This window comes from Nostoc flagelliforme FACHB-838 (genome assembly GCF_014698065.1).
GTDB classification, from domain to species: domain Bacteria; phylum Cyanobacteriota; class Cyanobacteriia; order Cyanobacteriales; family Nostocaceae; genus Nostoc; species Nostoc flagelliforme_B.
Window position 1 is genome coordinate 1 of record NZ_JACJSI010000010.1, and the last position, 17,471, is coordinate 17,471.

Consider the following 17,471-nt stretch of genomic DNA (forward strand, 5'->3'; position numbering starts at 1 on the left):
CATCGAAGCAAAACACCCATTGGCATTCAGGTACTGTGGCGAGGCTGGTTAAAATTGCATGACCTCTGTGAAGGTTGGCAGCTTGCAAAAGAGACTTAACGGGAAAAGTCAGAAAGATGATGAGTTGCAAATTCTGCCTTTTGACGGATGTTTGAGCCTTCCACAGGCAAAAACATAGAATTTTCTCCAGGCATCAGCATATATCCAGGTGCAGCACCCAGAGCATTCTTTTTGTCTGCATTAACAACCATCCATTGCCGATTGCTTTTGAGATCCAAATCGCGCACAGCAGCCGTTTCTTTTGTGAGTGGGGTTTCTGTAATTGCGATCGCATTTCCTAAAGGATTTTTTTCATCCATCGGTAAAGCTTTCACATTCATTTCCATCACAGAATTAGCCTGACCATCGACATCTAAATCTAGGCGATAGTTGAAAAAGTGCTGGTGATTTACTCCGAAAATATTTTTAGCAATTAGCCGACCATAGGAATCATCCTCAGATTGATTTTGGGCAGCCGTTCCCTGCGCCAATACGATACCCGTTAATTCATTTTGGACTTCCAAAGTCCCATCCTGGTGAAAGATCCAATTGATGCTGTAATCATAGTTGTCAATAGCCACCGTCATCTTCATTACTAATTCTCGACTGCGACGGACATCATTACGCTGAGTATTATATTCATAATGCTTCCACAGCATTCCGTTATCGCGCTCGTAGATACCGATAAGCCCTGGTATTTTATAAGGTTCTCCCTGCTCATTAGCAAATACAGCATTTAGCAACACGCCATTTTCGGGAATTTCCTTACCTAATTCCATCGTATTTGCTAATACACCAATGTTATATTCTCCAACATCAAAGGCATTCCTAAATGACCAATTAGGCTCAGGATCGCCATAAGGTACTACCATTTCTGAGAGGCTAGCGCGATATAAAACTGGTCGAATATTTTCGCCGTCATTGTACGCTACTTGGTACAGCATTAATCCATTACGAGGATGCATTGAATAACGAAACTTCCAACCTTGCCAGCTAATTTCATTGTCTTGAATCTGGAAACTTTGACCATTAGGTTGGAGAATCTTTAATGCTTTCAGTGATGAAAGTAATTGGTCCAAGGATTTGACATCGTAGTTCCAATTTTCTTTAGAGAAAGGTACATTTTTGCTATCAACCAAGCTAGCAACTTTAGCCGTATTTAAATTGACTGTTGCTACCACTCCTTCAATCAGACTACCGTAATAGTTCCAGCCTTTACCTTTGTAGTAAAATAAGCCGCGACAAAGACGATTACCTGTTGCTTCTTCCTGCTGGCTCAAGATTCCTGATGTCCACCAACTAATTTTGACTTGATCAAAATCAGTAATTCCCCGCCTTTGCATCGCTTTTTGCCATCGGGAATCGGCTTTGACCACTTGAGTTGCTAGTTCATATTCTGAACTGACCATTGCAGGTTGAACTGACGGTATTTCTTTCCAAGAACTTAAGGTTTTGCTTCTAAGGTCAACGATACCTTCATAGGTTTTATTGAGCGATCGCTCATAGATTACCAAAAAAGCTTTTCGCCCGAAGGCTTTACCAGGTGTAAATTTCAAAACTTCTTGTTTATCTGGTTCTTGTAAGGTAATAAGTGGAAAAGCTGCCATTTTGCTCAAAGTTTTCTCACTTTTGATCGCTGAAACAGCTGTATTAATTTCTGCCTCGGTTAGCAAACTGAGAGGGTGGGGAATTGAAGGCTGTTGAGCCGTCAATTTTTCCATTAATCCGAGTGAGATAGAAATGATGAAAATAAGAGCAATAGCTATCCAACAAAAACGTAGCCTCTTAATCATCACTTTACATTATTCCAACAAACGTATAGTTATTTATTTCTAAGCAATAGCTCAGAAACCGATAAATTAATAAACTAATGCCAAATTAATTTTCTAACAGTATCCCCAATCATAAAACCCATCAATCTAATCAATTGTTAGGTTTACATTCAAACCTGGGAACACTGTATACAAGTATTTATAAAAAATTGGAGTACACTGTCATGCAGCAAGTAAATTCAAGTGTCGCATACCTTCTTTGGTGTTTATGCTTCTTTGGTATCTGTGGTGGTCAAAGATTCTACACCGGACGGATTGGTAGTGGTTTGATATATTTCTTCACTATTGGTTTTTTTGGGATTGGTCAACTGATCGATTTGGCTCTTATTCCTGGTATGGTTGACAATCGAAATCTTTATCTGCGTGGCTTACAGGGTACTGGAACTCCCAATGTCAATCAATCAATTACGGTAAACATTGGTGATATTCCCCAACTTCAACAGTTACAAGCGATACAGCCACCAAATTTATCTACAGCTAGTCCAATGCAGAAACTGCTCAAGGCTGCAAAGGAACATAATGGTGAACTTTCCATCGCTCAAGCGGCTATGTATACTGAGCTAGAATCAGAGCATCTGAAAGAGTTGCTTCTTGAAGCAACGAAGATAGGGTACGCTGAGGTCAAGAATGATCCAAATACTGGAGCTATCCGTTATCACTTCGATGTGTAAGGTTTAAAAATCAAGTACGAAATGCAGGGGCAATTCATGAATTGCCCCTATGGTAAATCAAGACCATAATCTTCTGTTCATAACTGATCAATTATGAACTGTTAGCAATTACGCAGAAACCAACCGACGTAAAGATTCAGCACGACGTTTAGCAATAGGGTTATTTGGAGCTAATTTGAGTGCTTCTTCGTAACTTTGTAACGCCTGAGCAGTTAATTTTTTCTTTTCGTAGGCGTGACCGAGATTATTTAATCCTGTCACGTAGTCTGGTTTAGATTTGAGAGCTTCTTTGTACTGACGAATTGCTAAGTCATATTGCTCTTGGGTAAAATAAATATAGCCCAGCCCGTTGTAAATGGGGGCGATATTTTCTTCTCCCTCTTCTTCGGCAGTTTTGAGAGCTTTTTGAAACAGCACGATCGCTTGGGAATACAGTTTTTTTTCTGAATAAATACTGCCTAACTCATAATATTCTTGAGTCGTACCCTTTTCTTTCTCTAACTTCTTTCGCAACTTTGCAAAAGAGCTTTCAACCTTGCGAGTTTTGAAAATCTGGCGAAACACAGCCACGGCTGCAATTGTGAGTACAATCACCAAAATTGAGAGATAAACAACGGCTAGATCATTATCCATTGCTGCAAAGACAGATATTATAAAGTTGCTTCTGTAATCTATTCTTAGTCTATTGTTATTTGTCCTTTGTCCTTTGTCCTTTGTCCTTGGTTATTCACTAATGACAAAGAATTAATGACTAATGACAAACTTACGGTAAACCCCAATATTGGGAGCGTTGCTGGAGCCAACCTTCTTCTAAGTAACGAGCGATCGCTTGATTAACGCTTCGTCTTAACTCATCATATTGCAATCCTTTGGGCATTACTACAGACAAGGGTTCAGTTGATAGCTTGGTTGGTAGTAGCCGATATTGGGGATATTGTTGCACCCAACCGCTCAAAACGCTTGCATCTGCGGCAAAGGCGACGACGGCATTATTTTCTATTCCCTCTCGCGCTTCTTCATAAGAATTAACGCCAACTAACTCGGCACTTGGCACATAGTACCGCACTTGAGCAATGGTGCTGGAATTGTTGAGTACGGCGATTTTTTGTTTTGCCAAATCACTCAACTTCTGCATAGAAGTATCTTTTGTAACTAATACAGTGCCATCCAAATAGTAGGGAACACCGAAACTAACTATACGAGCGCGTGACTCGGTTGCTGTGACTCTAGCGATCGCAAAATCAACTTTCTTGTCTAAGACTACAGACAGGCGATCGCGATTTGCTACAGGTTGGAATCTGACAGCCTCGGCTTTACCAACCAAGTCAACTGCCAAACGCTTTGCCAAGTCAATTTCTAAGCCTTGCAAATTACCTTTAGCATCTTTAAATCCCAAAGGACGCAAGTTATCTTTAACGGCAACAGTTAGATAGCCCCGCTGCTGAATTTCTGACATTTCGGCAGCAGATGCAGTTAATCCTGTCCCCACTATGGAACAGCAAAAAATCCAAAAAATAGTGGCGGATAATACCAGATGTAACCGAGTAATTACTTGCCATCTGTTACATCTGTTATACATCCCTTGCCACCTTTATCCTTTAGCTTGATTTGCGAGTTCAGCAACTTTACCAAAGCTAGCTGGATCGAGGACTGCCAATTGTGCCAACATCTTGCGATTTAGTTGGATATCAGCTTTTTTCAAGTTACCGATCAACTGGCTATAGCTCAAGCCGTGTTGCCTAGAAGCAGCGTTGATGCGGGTGATCCAGAGACGACGAAAATCGCGCTTTTTCTTTTTGCGATCGCGGTAGGCACTCCGTAGCGCCTTCATCACTTGTTGGTTGGCAGTTCTAAACAGAGTTGAATGGGAACCGCGAAAACCTTTAGCTAGTTTGAGAATTTTATTGCGGCGCTTCCGAGCTACATTACCGCGTTTTACCCGAGTCATAACTTATTTCCTTAAAGACTTACAAATATGGGAGCATCAAGCGCACGTTAAGTTCATCGCGTTCATGTACAAGCGCACTCTGACGCATGCTACGCTTTTTGTCAGAAGATTTGTGTTCTAAAAGGTGGCTTTTGAACGCTTTACGACGGACGATTTTGCCGGTACCGGTGGCACGGAATCGCTTTGCCGCGGCTTTACGAGTCTTTAGTTTAGGCATGGTCTAGCTTTGATTCGACACGATCCATTATTATATACTATTAAAATTGCTATAACTGCAATTAAATAAAAGCATTCTGAGTCAGCGAAACGTTACGAAGGTCTAAAACGCGATTTGCTGGCAAGTTTTCGGAGCGATCACGAAGCTTCTACCAATAGTAAAAATGACTCACACCGTGCTGTGATGGTCAAACCACGGTGTGAAAAGATGGGAAAAGCCAAAGCCATTGATTATTTAATTTTTCTTAATGACGGTGACTTTGGGATCTAAAACAATTTGTGAACCATCTTTATTGACATGGTAAGTCCAAAATTGGCCTTTAACCTTGACAATTACTTCCCAGCCCTCAATGGGGTCGAATATCTGGATGCAAACTTCACCAAAGCCAAATACGCAGGAATTTCCAAAGGTTCTTGGTGTAGCTTTAGTTATTGTTAAATCAGCAATTGCTACTCCAGAACGGTTTGAAGCATCGGTCAAAATTGCATAAGAGATCGTTTTCGGCAATATCTGTAAAGCGCTCACCTTAGGATCTAAAACAATTTGTTTTCCAGATTTATCTACATGGTAAGTCCACGAATCTTGCCGAACTCTGACAACTACTTTCCAACCCTCAATGGGGTTGTATTCCCTGGTGCAGATTTCGCCAAAATTGAACTCACAAGGATTACCAAAGGTTTTCGATACCACTTGGGTAATCTGTAATTCCCGTCTAGGTACGCCAGAACGCTTGGATGCATCCCGTAAAATTTTATGAGCGATTGCTCTCGGCAAGTTGCTTGATTGCGCCTGGAGTGTTTGGGACAATTGAGTGGTGTCTAAGCGAGAAACAGCCCCAGCAGAACTGTTTTCAGTAAGCCCAAATCCCCACGATACCAAGCTTGTCAACGCTAACGTCAATACATATCCTTTCATAATCACCATTCCTTGCGATTTATGTAAATACCTGAAACCGTTATCCAGGCTCAAATTTAAAGCGTGTACTGCGAACGACTAAAACTGAACTTAATGAACCCCTCTCCAAAACTCTCCCGTACACCGGGCTACGGTGTACACACAAGTTCTAAAAACCTAGCTTGATAAGGCTTGACTCGTTCGTAAGCTGCCGCTGGGGAATGCATTCACTAAGCCTCTGACTCAATGTCTAACTGGAGGCAGCAGCCCCTAATCAGGCATTCCCATGCTGTGTATATGAACGAGATAACAATGGGAAATCGAGCTTTTTCCACTTGTGTGTACACTGTAGGTACACCGAAAGAGCCTTAAGAAGCTTCATTTCTAGTCCAAAGAAATCTGTTTTATTAATATGTCATTAATCATACAGCATTAACCACATTCCCAACTTGATCTATTTTTGGCAATGTGATCGCCTAAGCTGAAACTTCTGTGGACTTCTTCTGCTTTCAGCTAAAAAACCAGCATTTTGGTGGATAAAGAAAACTTAGTTGCTCATTTTGGATAAAGTCGAATTCACTACACATTCAGGAAACTGGCGTTTTAATGCTGGAAAAACCGGACAAGGCGCTTGTTCTTGTAAATTGTCTGGTTTACTCCAAGTAAAGGGGGCTTTCTGCGCCGCAGACATCCACAACAGAAGCTTTGCTCGTGTCATGGCAACATAGAGCAAACGATACTCTTCAGATGTTTTCAAATTCTTTGCCACCTCCCACGCCTGGCTAACATCCGGTATGACAGATTCTTCGTGGAGGGTAGCGCGAATTTGGGCCCGTGCTACTTCTGATAAGGTAAAGTCGCCTAAGAATTGGCTTTGGGGAGGAACCCAAAATCTACCAGGAATCAAGTTTTCGTGGAGAAAGGGAAGAAATACATAGTCCCAATCTAGCCCTTTGGCTTTGTGCATGGTAATAATTGTCAGTTGACCGCGACGAGTGTAACGTTCTTCTGAATCCTCGGTTTCCACTGGTTCAAACCGTTCAGAACTGACGATTTCACTTAAAGCTGAAAGCATTCCCCCCATCGAACTATTGCCAGCTATCTGCTGGTTTACCCGTTCTGCGAGTTTGTCAGCAGTTGCTAATTCTGCTTGGTCGTAATTTAAGGTCAAGGCGAGAAAGGAAATTAGCTGGTATAAGGGCAATTCCAAGCGAGCACGAAGTAAACTGCGACACAAGCGTGCAGCTTTTTGTACTGTTTCTGGCTGGAGTGGTGCTAGGGGGCCAGGATACAAAAACTCTTCTGGTAAACTAGCAAGGGTGTTGAGGTCTTGAGTAGGAATTAATTGGCGCTGTACTAACGCTTCTAGGGCGGCTTTGATGTAATCGGGAGAGTGGGGGCGATCGCAAAATTGCAATAGTGCCAAAATTTCTTGGGGGACATGGGAACGGCGATCGCGTTCTCCGACATCGTAGAGTATAATTTTATGCTCTTTGCACAAAGGTGTCAGAGCCTCCGCTAACCATCGTCCTTGGCGATTTTCTCGGACTAAAATCGCTGCACTATTTTGTGTTGGGTCTTCGCCAAATAACTCAATCACCCTTTGAGATAATAATTCAACGGTGTGATGAATATCACGCGGGGTATACAGTTCTAGCCCTCGTCCTACTGGTGCAGGGTTAGCATTGATTTGCGGATCGCCAGCTTCAACAGGACGAATTGTCTGCAAGCGAAATGGTACTTGTCGGTTGTCAGGAGTTTGTTGTTTGTTGTTGGTTGTTGCTAACCACTGACTATTGATCCATTTGAGGGCAAAGTTAGCGGCTTCAATGATAATTCTAGTACTGCGGCCAGCTTGATCCATCGTTGCCAATCGTTCGATGCGATCGCACTCTTCGCAAAATTGCCGAAAATAAATCGGATCGGCTGGAGTAAAGGTAGAGTTAATCGCCTGATTAGGGTCGCCTACTCTGACTAAATGGAGTGAGGAGTTAAGAGTTAGGAGTGAAAAATTATCTCCCCCTGTTCCCTCTTCTCTCCCATCACTTGCCAAAATTTCTAACAACTGCGTCTGTAGGGGGCTAGAATCTTGGGCTTCGTCTTCAAAGACGGCGAATACTTGGTTTTGCTCAATGCGACGGGCACTGTCGTTTTCTAAAACGCGCAGTGCAGCTAAAATCATATCGTCGTAATCAATGAAGTCACGCGATCGCATTAAGTTTTGATATTGCTCATACAATCCCGCCGCTATGCTCAAAATTGCGTATTCGTCTGTGGTTTGTTTACTCCACTCCCGCAACAATTGTGGCGATATCCCAGAACTTTTTGCTTCATGAATTACTGTATTAGCCAATTCCGGCAATACTTCTGTTCGCAACACCGATTGGCGACGCAATCTTTCTGTCTCTTCGCCGTCAAATTGATGACCTTCTAATAACCGCGAATATATATCTGGATTATTTACAATCCATTGTTCTACAGCATTTCTAATAAAGCGGTGACTTTGGGTTGGTGTAATTAAGGTGACATTTTCTAATTGCAAACCTGATAAATCAGGATGGCGACCGGCAATATTCAACGCTAAACCATGTAGAGTATAGACAAAAAAGCCGGTCTGAGGTAAAGACAATTTTTTTAAATCTTTGCGGATCTTCGCTTTAATATTGGCAGCAGCAGAACGAGTAAAAGTAACGACTACCAACTGACGGCGAAAGGATGAACGTTCATATTGACGAGCGATCGCGATCGCTGCCGCTGCCGCCATCCCAGTAGATTTACCTGCACCAGGAACGGCAGAAATAGCCAAAGGGCCAGATTGCCAGTCAGCCATTTGCTGTTGTCCAGGGCGTAGACTATTGCGGATTGCGAGAATCTTCTCGCGCAGAGAAAGAGTAGGCGATCGCTCCAACAATTCTGAGTGGAGTAATTCTTGAGCCACAGGAGCAGTAAATTTAGAGTCGGACATATAAAATTTTAGTTTTTAGATTTTAGATTTTGGATTTAATTCAAAAATCACATATATGAATAATTTTAGGTGATTATTAATCTCAAATTACTAAATTGCTGATAGTAACTAGTCTGTTTAGTTTTATTGGATTAGTAAGTAATTTCGTAGCTAGAACTTTAGTCATTATTTTTTAATTACTACAGTGCTTACTACAAATCCTAAAAAACTTTACAGACTAAAAACTCAATCATCGCAAATATTCGATTACACTAATTTATGAGGGAAAACATTTTCCAAAAGCCTGAAGTAAACGTAATGATCCTCGAATGCGAATCTTCCTCCTGATTAGCGCCCAAACAATATTCTGTTCCTTAGCTAGAAACTGAAGCCAGGTGTGGCTGTCGGCGGTAATCTGAATATCGGCTGTTCCAATATGACTATTTTCTATCTGAATTGTCTTATCTTTAATTATGACTGTTGCCTGACATTTTTCCTTTCCAGTGAATGTGAAGTGATAAATAGTATCCAGTCCTACTGATTGATTCCTTTGAAATAACAGAGGTAAACCGAAAAGAAACCCTTGAATAGAATTAGGGCGAATGCCATTGCTAACTTGCTTGACTTTCTTATGTGGAAATCTTCGTGCAACGTAATTTTGGGCATCGGAACCTGGAACAAGATAAATAGTTTCTTTTTTATCTTGTAAGGGTCGAACTACTTCTTTAACAAAGACTTTTTTATTCCTCAAAAATTGACCAATTACATCTTCCCCAGCTGGACAAGCAGCTACACAATAAGCTGCTTTATAGTTTGATTTGAAAGCAAGACTCTGCCACATTGATGCTGATTCCGAACCATTCACTTTTTGACGGTAGTCATGGGCACTTTTACTTTCGGCAATATCTTCTACCCAATCTGTAAATCCTCCCATAAACTCTCGATAATTGTGAGTGTAACAAGCTGAGAAGTTGAAATGTCCATCACCACCAATAGCTCCCACTGGACAAGCTACTACACATAATTTGCACTCCAGGCAGGGGTTATAGTCAATTGGTCTGTTATATTTAGTTACTTCAGCTTCGATCAAAATCGTCCCTAGTAAAATAAAGTTGCCAAATTTGGGATGAATAACGTTGCGGTGAATCCCCATGTGACCCAAACCTGCGGCTACAGCTACGGGTTTGTGCGAAACAACCCAAATTTTCCCTGGAAAGCGATCCATTTCCATCGGAAAACTCATTGCTGGATTTAAAGCTCGAATTCCTTTTTGTTCAAGAGTAGCAACAATCTCATGAGCAATTTGATTAACCTCATCGCCTGTAGTGTGAAATTCCACGTTGGCAATCGATCGCTCTAAACTACGGACATTCTCCCGGTTCATGCGACACACAAAGCTAACTAGTGTCTTCGTCGGTGGAAAAGCTACAAGAATATCCTGGCGTTGAGCAGCAATCTCTGGGCGATCAATCTCTACAAAGCCAACATCATCCGCTCCTAGCTCTAAGCACAGGCTACGTAGCCAATCAACATCTAAAGGAGAAGCGATCGTGGAATCATTGATAGTGCTTTGTTCACGATACTGTCTGACAGTTGGATGGTTATCAAATTTAGACATACAGGTTTCCTAATTAAAAAATACGTGTATATGCACTCTTTTGAGAAAAAAATTAGCCTTTATGCAGCAAGGATACAGTGTCGGACAAACCTGATAACAAAGTACTCCATCGTTCTTGCCCTAATTGTTCTAATACACGAGTTTGGGCTACCTCCCATAGAGGTAAAGCCTTTGTTAAAGCGGCTTGTCCTTTATCTGTTAAACTGATCACCCGCATCCGTTGATCCTGTCCTGGTTGAATCTGGAGCAATCCCTGCTTTTCTAGTGGTTTTAAATTACGTGTCAGAGTGGTTCGATCCATAACTAATTCTTGAGCTAGGCGCGTGATTGTTACTGAGCCAGCTAAGTTTATTGCAGTCAGCAAGGTGAATTGGTTAGCTAAAATCCCACTTGGTTGCAAAATCTCATCAAAAAGCTGCGTAACTGTGCGAGATGCTTTGCGGAGATTAAAACAGGTACAGGTAGCTGCAACTTTTTTGAGTAGAGCTAATTGAGTAGTTTGGTCTTGCATGGAATTAAGTATATATACACTTTTCTATCCTGTCAAGCATTAATACTATTTCACTTTAAGGTTGATACAAATAGGCAGCAGGGGGAAAGGTTTAGAGACAAATTATTTGTGTTAGATATTTCGTGAAATGGTATAAGACGAGAAATTTAGCGTTCCTTCTATCTAAGAAGTTCTGCTAGAAATAGAATTAATAATCCCCTGACAATACTCGAATCATACATTTGTTGATATTCTTGTTATAGTGAATTCTATTAAAAATGATTTGAAAATTTATTTAAATTTTCTCATATTTTTATATATTTTTATCGGAAAAAATACTGTTCCTGTTCTCTTCTTTGATGAAAAAGAAAGAGCTTAGACAAGGCATTGGGGAGCCAGTGCCTTTCTCTGCTTAACTAGAGTTAAAGCAACTGGCGGCATTGACAAAATAGAAAATTCAACTAATGCCTCGTCTAGTATGCGCTGTTGGGACAGTATTAATAGATCGCATCACGCAGTTATTACTGTCTAAAATTGAATTTATTCGTCAATCTGCCATGAATCCTTAGTTAATTCTTCATCCAAAATTTTCTTAGGACGCACGATGATAATAATTTGTCCTAGTAAGGAAATTTCTGGCTCAGTTTCAAACCATTGAAAATCTAATTGACCACCATTTTCAACAACAAAGTAGCTAGAGGCATCCCATTGTCGTTGGGCACGATCTATCACTACTACAACTGGCCCTATTTGGCTTTGGGTTTGGATAGGGAAGCGATCGCTATTCGCTAAAATAACTACTGGATCTTCTGCCGCCAACAACACTTGCCAACCTGGTAATGGTATCCAAGCTTGCTCTCCAGAAAACTTGACCATCCGAAATGGTTCAATTTCTGTCAGTATGGGCACAGCTTGCAAGTCTTGTCGTGACAATGGCAACTCGCCAACCACGGGTAAGATTCGGGGTAATTGTTCTTCAAATTCCAGGCGGTAAAAGGGTAAAATTGGCGCTGGACGCTGGGGAACAGTAGTAAAATCAGTCAGTAGCTGTTCGATTTTTTGCCTGGCTGCTGGCGTGTGAGCAAAGCGTAAACCTTTGGCAATTAGGCGCGAGCGCTGTTGTAAATCTGCATTTTGACGTGCCAGTTTCCAAACTTGATGAGCAACAGCATCACCAGGATGGGCAGAAAACCCTTCCGGTAAAGTGCGGTAATAAGAGAACTCTTTCAGGGCTTTTGCTATATCCCGTGCCTCATCAGCATCAACGTTGTGAACGAAGATGAGTTCGGCAGCGGCGGCGCGTTCTTCTTGGGTGAGCAAACGCAGTTCGTATAAAACATCACTGCCGCGTGTGGCATAGTGCGATCGCGTTGCTTCCGATACTCCAAATTTTTCCAAAGAATTGTAAACTTGAGAACCAACAACCACCTGATTTTGTTGAATCGGCTCAAATCCAGTCGCCTCAAAAATTTCTTGGGGGTTGTAACCAGTTTTTAGCAACGAGGCGATCGCGGCTCCCCATTCCACCCAGTTGCCTTGTTTTTGCCTCAGCCGTCGCAGTAACTCTTGTGCTACATCGTTGGTAACATTGTCTTCGGGATTCTGAGCGTTGGGTGGTAGATCAGTCATAATCGGAGTGCGAGCTTCAACTTGAGAGGTTAATTAACACCTCATGAGCAAGTATTATTCTAATCTATGAACTACCCAGACCTACTGCCTTGATTTTATCTGGGGAAACTTATAAGAGAAGCAGGAGGCAGGAGGAAAGAATTAGGCGACAAATTTTCTCTGTAGCGCTCAATATTAACGTTTCATAATATGCCAGATAACTCCGTATAAACCCTTGGTGATTTTCAGCTATTCTCAACTAAACTTGGTATGGAATATAACAAGAGAGTGAATATTTAAAGGAAATATCTTATGAATAATCCCAGTGTTGAAATTGATAAAGTCCAATATCAAGTAATGACTCTCGAACGACCAAAAAAGCTGAAAATCTTGGTAGTTGACGATGAGCCAGATAATCTCGATCTACTTTATCGCACATTTCGACGCGACTTTAATGTTCTCAAAGCTGATAGTGGGGTAAATGCCCTAGAAGTTTTGGCAGCAGAAGGGGAGGTAGCGGTGATTATCTCCGATCAACGAATGCCAGAAATGAAAGGAACTGAGTTTCTCAGCAAGACAGTACCTCAGTTTCCCGATACGGTAAGAATAATTCTCACCGGATTTACTGATATTGAGGATTTGGTAGAAGCGATTAATGCGGGGCAAGTTTACAAATATATTACCAAGCCTTGGGACCCAGGGGAACTGAAGGCAGTAGTGCAAAGAGCAGCAGAAACCTACGACTTACTCAAGCAGCGTACAGAAGAATTACGTCGTGCCCATGCTCAAATGGCGCTGCTGAGTGTTTTGGTACAGGTAACTCAAGCAGCTTCTAGCTTAGAGGAAACTCTTGCTCCAATTGCTAGGGCTGTGAGTGAGACTTTTGGGGCAGAAGGCTGTATCTTACAACTTACAGATGGAAATACTCTGGTTGCGACTCAAGGAACTTACAGCGATACAGGTACAATAGATAATTGGTTATCTCAAGACCCACTGACAACGGAAGCGATCGCCACTAGGCAAATGCAAGTGTCCTTAAATGTACTTAAAGACACCAAATTAGTTGATACTATTCACTACCAAAATACGGGTGTGCAAGCACACTTAGTGATCCCAATTAGCTACCGGAATCAACTTTTGGGTGTATTGTCGCTACAGTGGAAACAACCTTGCACTTTGCGGGAAGATGAATTAATGCTAATTAATTTATCAGCAGAACTAGTGGCGATCGCTCTTACTAGTTGTCATTAGTCCTTTGTCAAAAACCAATGACTAATGTCCAATGCCCAATGTTCCATGCCCCATGCCCCATACCCAATGACTAACGAAATTCAGTCCATTTTTAACCGTATAGCTCCAGTTTATGACCAATTAAACGATTGGTTGAGTCTGGGACAGCATCGAATCTGGAAGGAAATGGCAGTAAAATGGAGTGCAGCTAAACCCGGAGATACCGCATTAGATTTGTGTTGCGGTAGTGGTGATTTAGCCTTACGTTTGGCACGGCGCGTGGGAGCAACAGGTAAAGTGTACGGAGTGGATTTTTCTGCAAATCTGCTAGAAAAGGCTAAAGAACGCTCCCAAAAGCAGTACCCTCAACCTGCGTTGGCTTTGCCCGCCGTAGGCATCGCTTGGGTAGAAGCTGATGTACTCAACTTACCCTTTGACGACAACCAATTTGATGCCGCAACAATGGGCTATGGTTTAAGAAATGTTAAAGATATTTCTCGCAGTCTCCAAGAGTTATACCGGGTTTTGAAGCCGGGAGCTAAAGCCGCAATTTTAGACTTTCATCGACCGAGTAATCCTCAGCTACGTGCTTTTCAGCAGTTGTATCTGGACGGTTTCGTGGTGCCAGTTGCCAATTATTTAGGCTTAAAAGAAGAATATGCCTACATCAGTCCCAGCTTAGACCGCTTTCCCATCGGCAAAGAGCAAATAGAGTTAGCTCATCAAGTTGGTTTTGCAGTTGCCACACACTACCCCATTGTGAACGGTATGATGGGAGTGCTAGTGCTTAGTAAGTTAGGAGCTATTAGTTAAAAGTTGTGAATTATGAGTAGTGATAAATTCTCATTTAAAATTTATCATTCCTAACTCCTAACTCTTGTACAGATGAGATTAATCGCATTTGTACAGACGCGATTAATCGCGTCTCTACTGTTAACTCCTAACTCTAAGCTCAAAACTGCTAACTTTTCTAATTCTTCCCTTGGACTGGTCTCATCTTTGGCTTTATGTGTCTCCCCCGGTACTGGGTGGAATTATTGGCTATTTCACAAATGATATAGCCATCAAAATGTTGTTCCGTCCTTACCGAGCAATTTATATCGCTGGACGAAGAGTACCCTTCACCCCTGGATTGATCCCCCGCAATCAGGAACGTCTGGCTAAGAACATTTCTAATACAATCATGGGGTCACTGTTGACACCACAAGAATTGCAAAATCTGGCACGGCGTTTGTTGCAAACAGAACGCGTGCAATCAGCAATTCTCTGGTTGTTGCGGCTAGCGATTGAACAAATCAAAACAGATAAAAATCAAAAAAGTACCAAAATTGTCGCGGGAATTTTGCGGGATTTATTAGGGGAATCCTTGCCACGACTACTCAAGGTTTTAGCGCGACGTGAAGATTTTTTGGAAGCGCAAATCAATCAAATTTTTGACCAGATATTACTAGAATTTCAACTAACTGAAGAACAAGCTACGCGGCTGGCTGATTGGTTGTTGCAAGTAGTTTTACCGCCGGATCTGCTGCGCCAAACGATAGTTGATTTTTTGACCGATCGCACGATTCAAATTATTGATGAAGGCTTCCGCGAAAAAACCAGTGGAACTTATTGGGTAGTAGCAAATTTATTTGGCTTACGTAATACTCTCACCCGCCTACGAACTTTTTGTTTAGATGAAAAAGAGGCTGCTAATACTCGCTTGCAGGAATTGACTCAAGATTTGCAAATCCGCGATCGCATTAGGAAATTACTGCAAAATTTATCATTACAAAACTTGCCAATAGGTACGGTGCGCCAGCTACGAAAGACCACCCGCGAAAGTGTCCGCCATTACCTGCAAAACAGTGGGAGCGATTTTTTACAAGGATTAACTGATTCTGTTGATTGGGAAAATATTGCTGTAGTTTTGCTGAATCGTCTTAGCACTTCACCTGTTGTAAGTACTTCTTTAGAAGTTATGAGTCAAGAGTTAGCTCTAATTTTAGAGAAGTATTTGGAAAAAGATTTAGAAGTAATTGTGGCGCAAGCAATCCCAATTTTGTCGATAGATGAGGTGATAGTTGACCGTGTAAAATCAACTTCTCCGGCTGATTTAGAAGCTGCAATTGAAGGAATTGTCAAAAATGAATTGCAGGCGATTGTTACTTTAGGTGGTGTTTTGGGTTTTGTAATAGGTTTATTGCAGACAGTGTTTCTAACATTAAGTCAATATTAATTCTTGGTTTTTGGCTGGAAATTTTTATCAAATTACTATAAATTGCTCAAATTTGGAAAGGCGTGAAATTGTCTCTTTGTAAGACTTTTTGAATTCACCTTTTCTTTAATACTAGACCAGTTAAAATTGCTGTTGTCGCAGCTATATTACTCTGCAAAGTTGATCAGGAATCCCGATAATTTTCTGTGCTGTGTAATATACTTGTAGGGTCATCTGCACCGCCCAACACCACCAATGGAAATAAACTTGGATAGCGCAAAAATACTTACGTAGGCTGTTCCCATAGTCGAAGTATCTTGAACTCATGATGAGTACCACCAATAGTAAAAGTATTTTGTTGCAGGATTTCTGAGGTACAACACAGTGCGTCTACCACTTAATCAACGAGTAGCTATCTTGCTACATGAAGGAACTACTGGAACTCAGGGAAAAACGGGGTTATCTATTTTACGTTACAGCGAAGCCCCAATTGTAGCCATAATTGATCGCGAGTGTGCTGGCAAATCCCTAGCACAATTAACAGGTATCAAGCGTGATGTGCCTATTGTGACATCTGTAGCCGCAGCTCTAGAGTACCAGCCGGAAGTTTTAGTAATTGGCATTGCCCCAGGAGGTGGTGCTGTACCAGAAGATTACTGGCTGGAAATCAAAGACGCTTTAGAAGCTGGAATATCTCTGGTGAATGGTTTACATACACCAATGGCAACTATGCCAGAGTTAAATACACTACTCAAACCAGGTCAATTAATTTGGGATGTGCGTAAAGAACCGTCTAATATAAGTGTTGCTAGTGGAATGGCACGCACCCTCCCATGTCGGCGAGTCTTGACAGTGGGAACCGATATGGCGATTGGTAAAATGTCAACTAGCCTAGAGTTACATTGGGCATCAAAACTACGAGGCTGGCGTTCCAAATTCCTGGCTACAGGGCAAACTGGGGTGATGTTAGAAGGCGACGGCGTGGCTTTAGATGCAGTGCGAGTAGACTTTGCCGCCGGTGCTGTGGAACAGATAGTGATGCGCTATGGCAAAAACTACGACATTTTGCACATTGAAGGACAAGGTTCCTTGTTACATCCCAGTTCAACAGCAACTTTACCCTTAATCCGTGGTTCGCAACCAACCCAATTGGTATTAGTACATCGGGCGGGACAAGTTCATATACGCAATCATCCTCATGTACTAATTCCACTTTTACCAGAGGTGATTCGACTTTATGAAACTGTTGCTAGCGCCGGTGGTGCATTTGGAACTGTTGCTGTAGTGGGTATAGCGCTGAACACAGCCCATCTAGATGAGTCTGCGGCTAAGGAAAGCATCGCTCAAACAATAGCAGAAACGGGGCTACCTTGTACTGATGTAGTACGCTTTGATGCCAGTGTACTTGTAGATGCGGTGATGAAGAATTAGGTGGTGTAGAATGCTTTACTCTTAACACTTTTGAACTGGGGACTGGGACAATGTTGATGGAGATTCAAACTTCAAGCAAATTGAAAAAAAGTCTCTTTCCCAGTCCTAGAGATTGCTAGTGCCTGTTAGCCCGAATGCTATGGATCTTCAGGAAAAACCCATTTTGGCGGTTCCGTCATTCTTTTCCGCAGGCGTTCTTCTGCCAACTCCAGCATTTTGTCTAAGGGAGTGTCTTCAATAAATTTTGCCGCTGCCTCTCTAAACTCGATATTGGGACATTTATCCCCTAAAACACACCCGTTAACACAGGCTTGGGCACAGTCAATTTTTTGCTCCATAGTAAATTCCTCTC

Annotated in this window: 16 protein-coding genes; 5 read left to right on the forward strand and 11 right to left on the reverse strand. The window is 41.9% G+C overall.

Features of this window, described 5'->3' with window-relative positions; all coding sequences use genetic code 11:
- Positions 1–95 precede the first annotated feature (95 nt).
- The gene (locus H6G97_RS07500; protein WP_242054840.1) at positions 96–1,832 is read right to left on the reverse strand and encodes a primary-amine oxidase; all 1,737 of its coding nucleotides are present in this window, start codon (positions 1,830–1,832) and stop codon (positions 96–98) included.
- Positions 1,833–2,035: 203 nt separating this feature from the next.
- On the opposite strand from H6G97_RS07500, the gene H6G97_RS07505 reads away from it, so the two are divergent.
- Positions 2,036–2,542, forward strand: a complete 507-nt coding sequence (locus tag H6G97_RS07505; RefSeq protein WP_190940039.1) for a TM2 domain-containing protein — start codon at positions 2,036–2,038, stop codon at positions 2,540–2,542.
- A gap of 108 nt (positions 2,543–2,650) precedes the next feature.
- On the opposite strand, the gene H6G97_RS07510 is transcribed toward H6G97_RS07505, so the two are convergent.
- From H6G97_RS07510 to H6G97_RS07550, 9 genes are all read right to left on the reverse strand, one after another.
- Positions 2,651–3,175 (reverse strand): tetratricopeptide repeat protein, encoded by a 525-nt coding sequence (locus H6G97_RS07510; protein WP_190940040.1) that lies wholly within the window; start codon positions 3,173–3,175, stop codon positions 2,651–2,653.
- A 130-nt stretch (positions 3,176–3,305) separates the two neighbouring features.
- A complete protein-coding gene (locus tag H6G97_RS07515) occupies positions 3,306–4,121 on the reverse strand; it encodes a transporter substrate-binding domain-containing protein (protein WP_190940041.1) in 816 nt (271 codons plus the stop codon).
- Between the two features lie 12 nt (positions 4,122–4,133).
- On the reverse strand, positions 4,134–4,490 hold the full coding sequence (rplT, locus tag H6G97_RS07520; protein ID WP_069069781.1) for a 50S ribosomal protein L20: 357 nt from the start codon (positions 4,488–4,490) through the stop codon (positions 4,134–4,136).
- Positions 4,491–4,509: 19 nt separating this feature from the next.
- The gene (gene rpmI, locus H6G97_RS07525; protein ID WP_109007939.1) at positions 4,510–4,707 is read right to left on the reverse strand and encodes a 50S ribosomal protein L35; all 198 of its coding nucleotides are present in this window, start codon (positions 4,705–4,707) and stop codon (positions 4,510–4,512) included.
- 234 nt (positions 4,708–4,941) lie between these two features.
- Complete coding sequence (locus H6G97_RS07530) at positions 4,942–5,622, reverse strand: hypothetical protein (protein ID WP_242054838.1); 681 nt, start codon at positions 5,620–5,622, stop codon at positions 4,942–4,944.
- A 526-nt stretch (positions 5,623–6,148) separates the two neighbouring features.
- Positions 6,149–8,566 (reverse strand): ATP-dependent helicase, encoded by a 2,418-nt coding sequence (locus H6G97_RS07535; protein WP_190940043.1) that lies wholly within the window; start codon positions 8,564–8,566, stop codon positions 6,149–6,151.
- A gap of 256 nt (positions 8,567–8,822) precedes the next feature.
- A complete protein-coding gene (locus tag H6G97_RS07540) occupies positions 8,823–10,163 on the reverse strand; it encodes an SCP2 sterol-binding domain-containing protein (protein ID WP_190940044.1) in 1,341 nt (446 codons plus the stop codon).
- A gap of 52 nt (positions 10,164–10,215) precedes the next feature.
- The gene (locus H6G97_RS07545) at positions 10,216–10,674 is read right to left on the reverse strand and encodes a MarR family winged helix-turn-helix transcriptional regulator (RefSeq protein WP_190940045.1); all 459 of its coding nucleotides are present in this window, start codon (positions 10,672–10,674) and stop codon (positions 10,216–10,218) included.
- A gap of 519 nt (positions 10,675–11,193) precedes the next feature.
- Entirely contained in the window at positions 11,194–12,282 is a 1,089-nt protein-coding gene (locus H6G97_RS07550) for a RuBisCO accumulation factor 1 (protein ID WP_190940046.1), read from the reverse strand.
- Between the two features lie 291 nt (positions 12,283–12,573).
- On the opposite strand from H6G97_RS07550, the gene H6G97_RS07555 reads away from it, so the two are divergent.
- From H6G97_RS07555 to H6G97_RS07570, 4 genes are all read left to right on the forward strand, one after another.
- The gene (locus tag H6G97_RS07555) at positions 12,574–13,512 is read left to right on the forward strand and encodes a response regulator (RefSeq protein WP_190940047.1); all 939 of its coding nucleotides are present in this window, start codon (positions 12,574–12,576) and stop codon (positions 13,510–13,512) included.
- Between the two features lie 66 nt (positions 13,513–13,578).
- The gene (gene ubiE, locus H6G97_RS07560; protein ID WP_190940150.1) at positions 13,579–14,304 is read left to right on the forward strand and encodes a bifunctional demethylmenaquinone methyltransferase/2-methoxy-6-polyprenyl-1,4-benzoquinol methylase UbiE; all 726 of its coding nucleotides are present in this window, start codon (positions 13,579–13,581) and stop codon (positions 14,302–14,304) included.
- Positions 14,305–14,473: 169 nt separating this feature from the next.
- Positions 14,474–15,709 (forward strand): DUF445 domain-containing protein, encoded by a 1,236-nt coding sequence (locus H6G97_RS07565; RefSeq protein ID WP_190940048.1) that lies wholly within the window; start codon positions 14,474–14,476, stop codon positions 15,707–15,709.
- Positions 15,710–16,072: 363 nt separating this feature from the next.
- Positions 16,073–17,119, forward strand: a complete 1,047-nt coding sequence (locus H6G97_RS07570; RefSeq protein ID WP_190940049.1) for a DUF1611 domain-containing protein — start codon at positions 16,073–16,075, stop codon at positions 17,117–17,119.
- Positions 17,120–17,256: 137 nt separating this feature from the next.
- Here H6G97_RS07570 and H6G97_RS07575 read toward each other — a convergent pair whose 3' ends face one another.
- Positions 17,257–17,457, reverse strand: a complete 201-nt coding sequence (locus H6G97_RS07575) for a hypothetical protein (protein ID WP_190940050.1) — start codon at positions 17,455–17,457, stop codon at positions 17,257–17,259.
- Positions 17,458–17,471 lie beyond the last annotated feature (14 nt).

What these genes read in the sequence shown, in the direction of transcription:
- H6G97_RS07535 (WP_190940043.1), bottom strand. Translation starts at nt 8,566, where the DNA reads ATGTCCGACTCTAAATTTACTGCTCCTGTGGCTCAAGAATTACTCCAC.
- H6G97_RS07500 (WP_242054840.1), bottom strand. Translation starts at nt 1,832, where the DNA reads ATGATTAAGAGGCTACGTTTTTGTTGGATAGCTATTGCTCTTATTTTC.
- H6G97_RS07540 (WP_190940044.1), bottom strand. Translation starts at nt 10,163, where the DNA reads ATGTCTAAATTTGATAACCATCCAACTGTCAGACAGTATCGTGAACAA.
- H6G97_RS07575 (WP_190940050.1), bottom strand. Translation starts at nt 17,457, where the DNA reads ATGGAGCAAAAAATTGACTGTGCCCAAGCCTGTGTTAACGGGTGTGTT.
- ubiE (WP_190940150.1), top strand. Translation starts at nt 13,579, where the DNA reads ATGACTAACGAAATTCAGTCCATTTTTAACCGTATAGCTCCAGTTTAT.
- H6G97_RS07555 (WP_190940047.1), top strand. Translation starts at nt 12,574, where the DNA reads ATGAATAATCCCAGTGTTGAAATTGATAAAGTCCAATATCAAGTAATG.
- rpmI (WP_109007939.1), bottom strand. Translation starts at nt 4,707, where the DNA reads ATGCCTAAACTAAAGACTCGTAAAGCCGCGGCAAAGCGATTCCGTGCC.
- H6G97_RS07510 (WP_190940040.1), bottom strand. Translation starts at nt 3,175, where the DNA reads ATGGATAATGATCTAGCCGTTGTTTATCTCTCAATTTTGGTGATTGTA.
- rplT (WP_069069781.1), bottom strand. Translation starts at nt 4,490, where the DNA reads ATGACTCGGGTAAAACGCGGTAATGTAGCTCGGAAGCGCCGCAATAAA.
- H6G97_RS07550 (WP_190940046.1), bottom strand. Translation starts at nt 12,282, where the DNA reads ATGACTGATCTACCACCCAACGCTCAGAATCCCGAAGACAATGTTACC.
- H6G97_RS07515 (WP_190940041.1), bottom strand. Translation starts at nt 4,121, where the DNA reads ATGTATAACAGATGTAACAGATGGCAAGTAATTACTCGGTTACATCTG.
- H6G97_RS07505 (WP_190940039.1), top strand. Translation starts at nt 2,036, where the DNA reads ATGCAGCAAGTAAATTCAAGTGTCGCATACCTTCTTTGGTGTTTATGC.
- H6G97_RS07530 (WP_242054838.1), bottom strand. Translation starts at nt 5,622, where the DNA reads ATGAAAGGATATGTATTGACGTTAGCGTTGACAAGCTTGGTATCGTGG.
- H6G97_RS07545 (WP_190940045.1), bottom strand. Translation starts at nt 10,674, where the DNA reads ATGCAAGACCAAACTACTCAATTAGCTCTACTCAAAAAAGTTGCAGCT.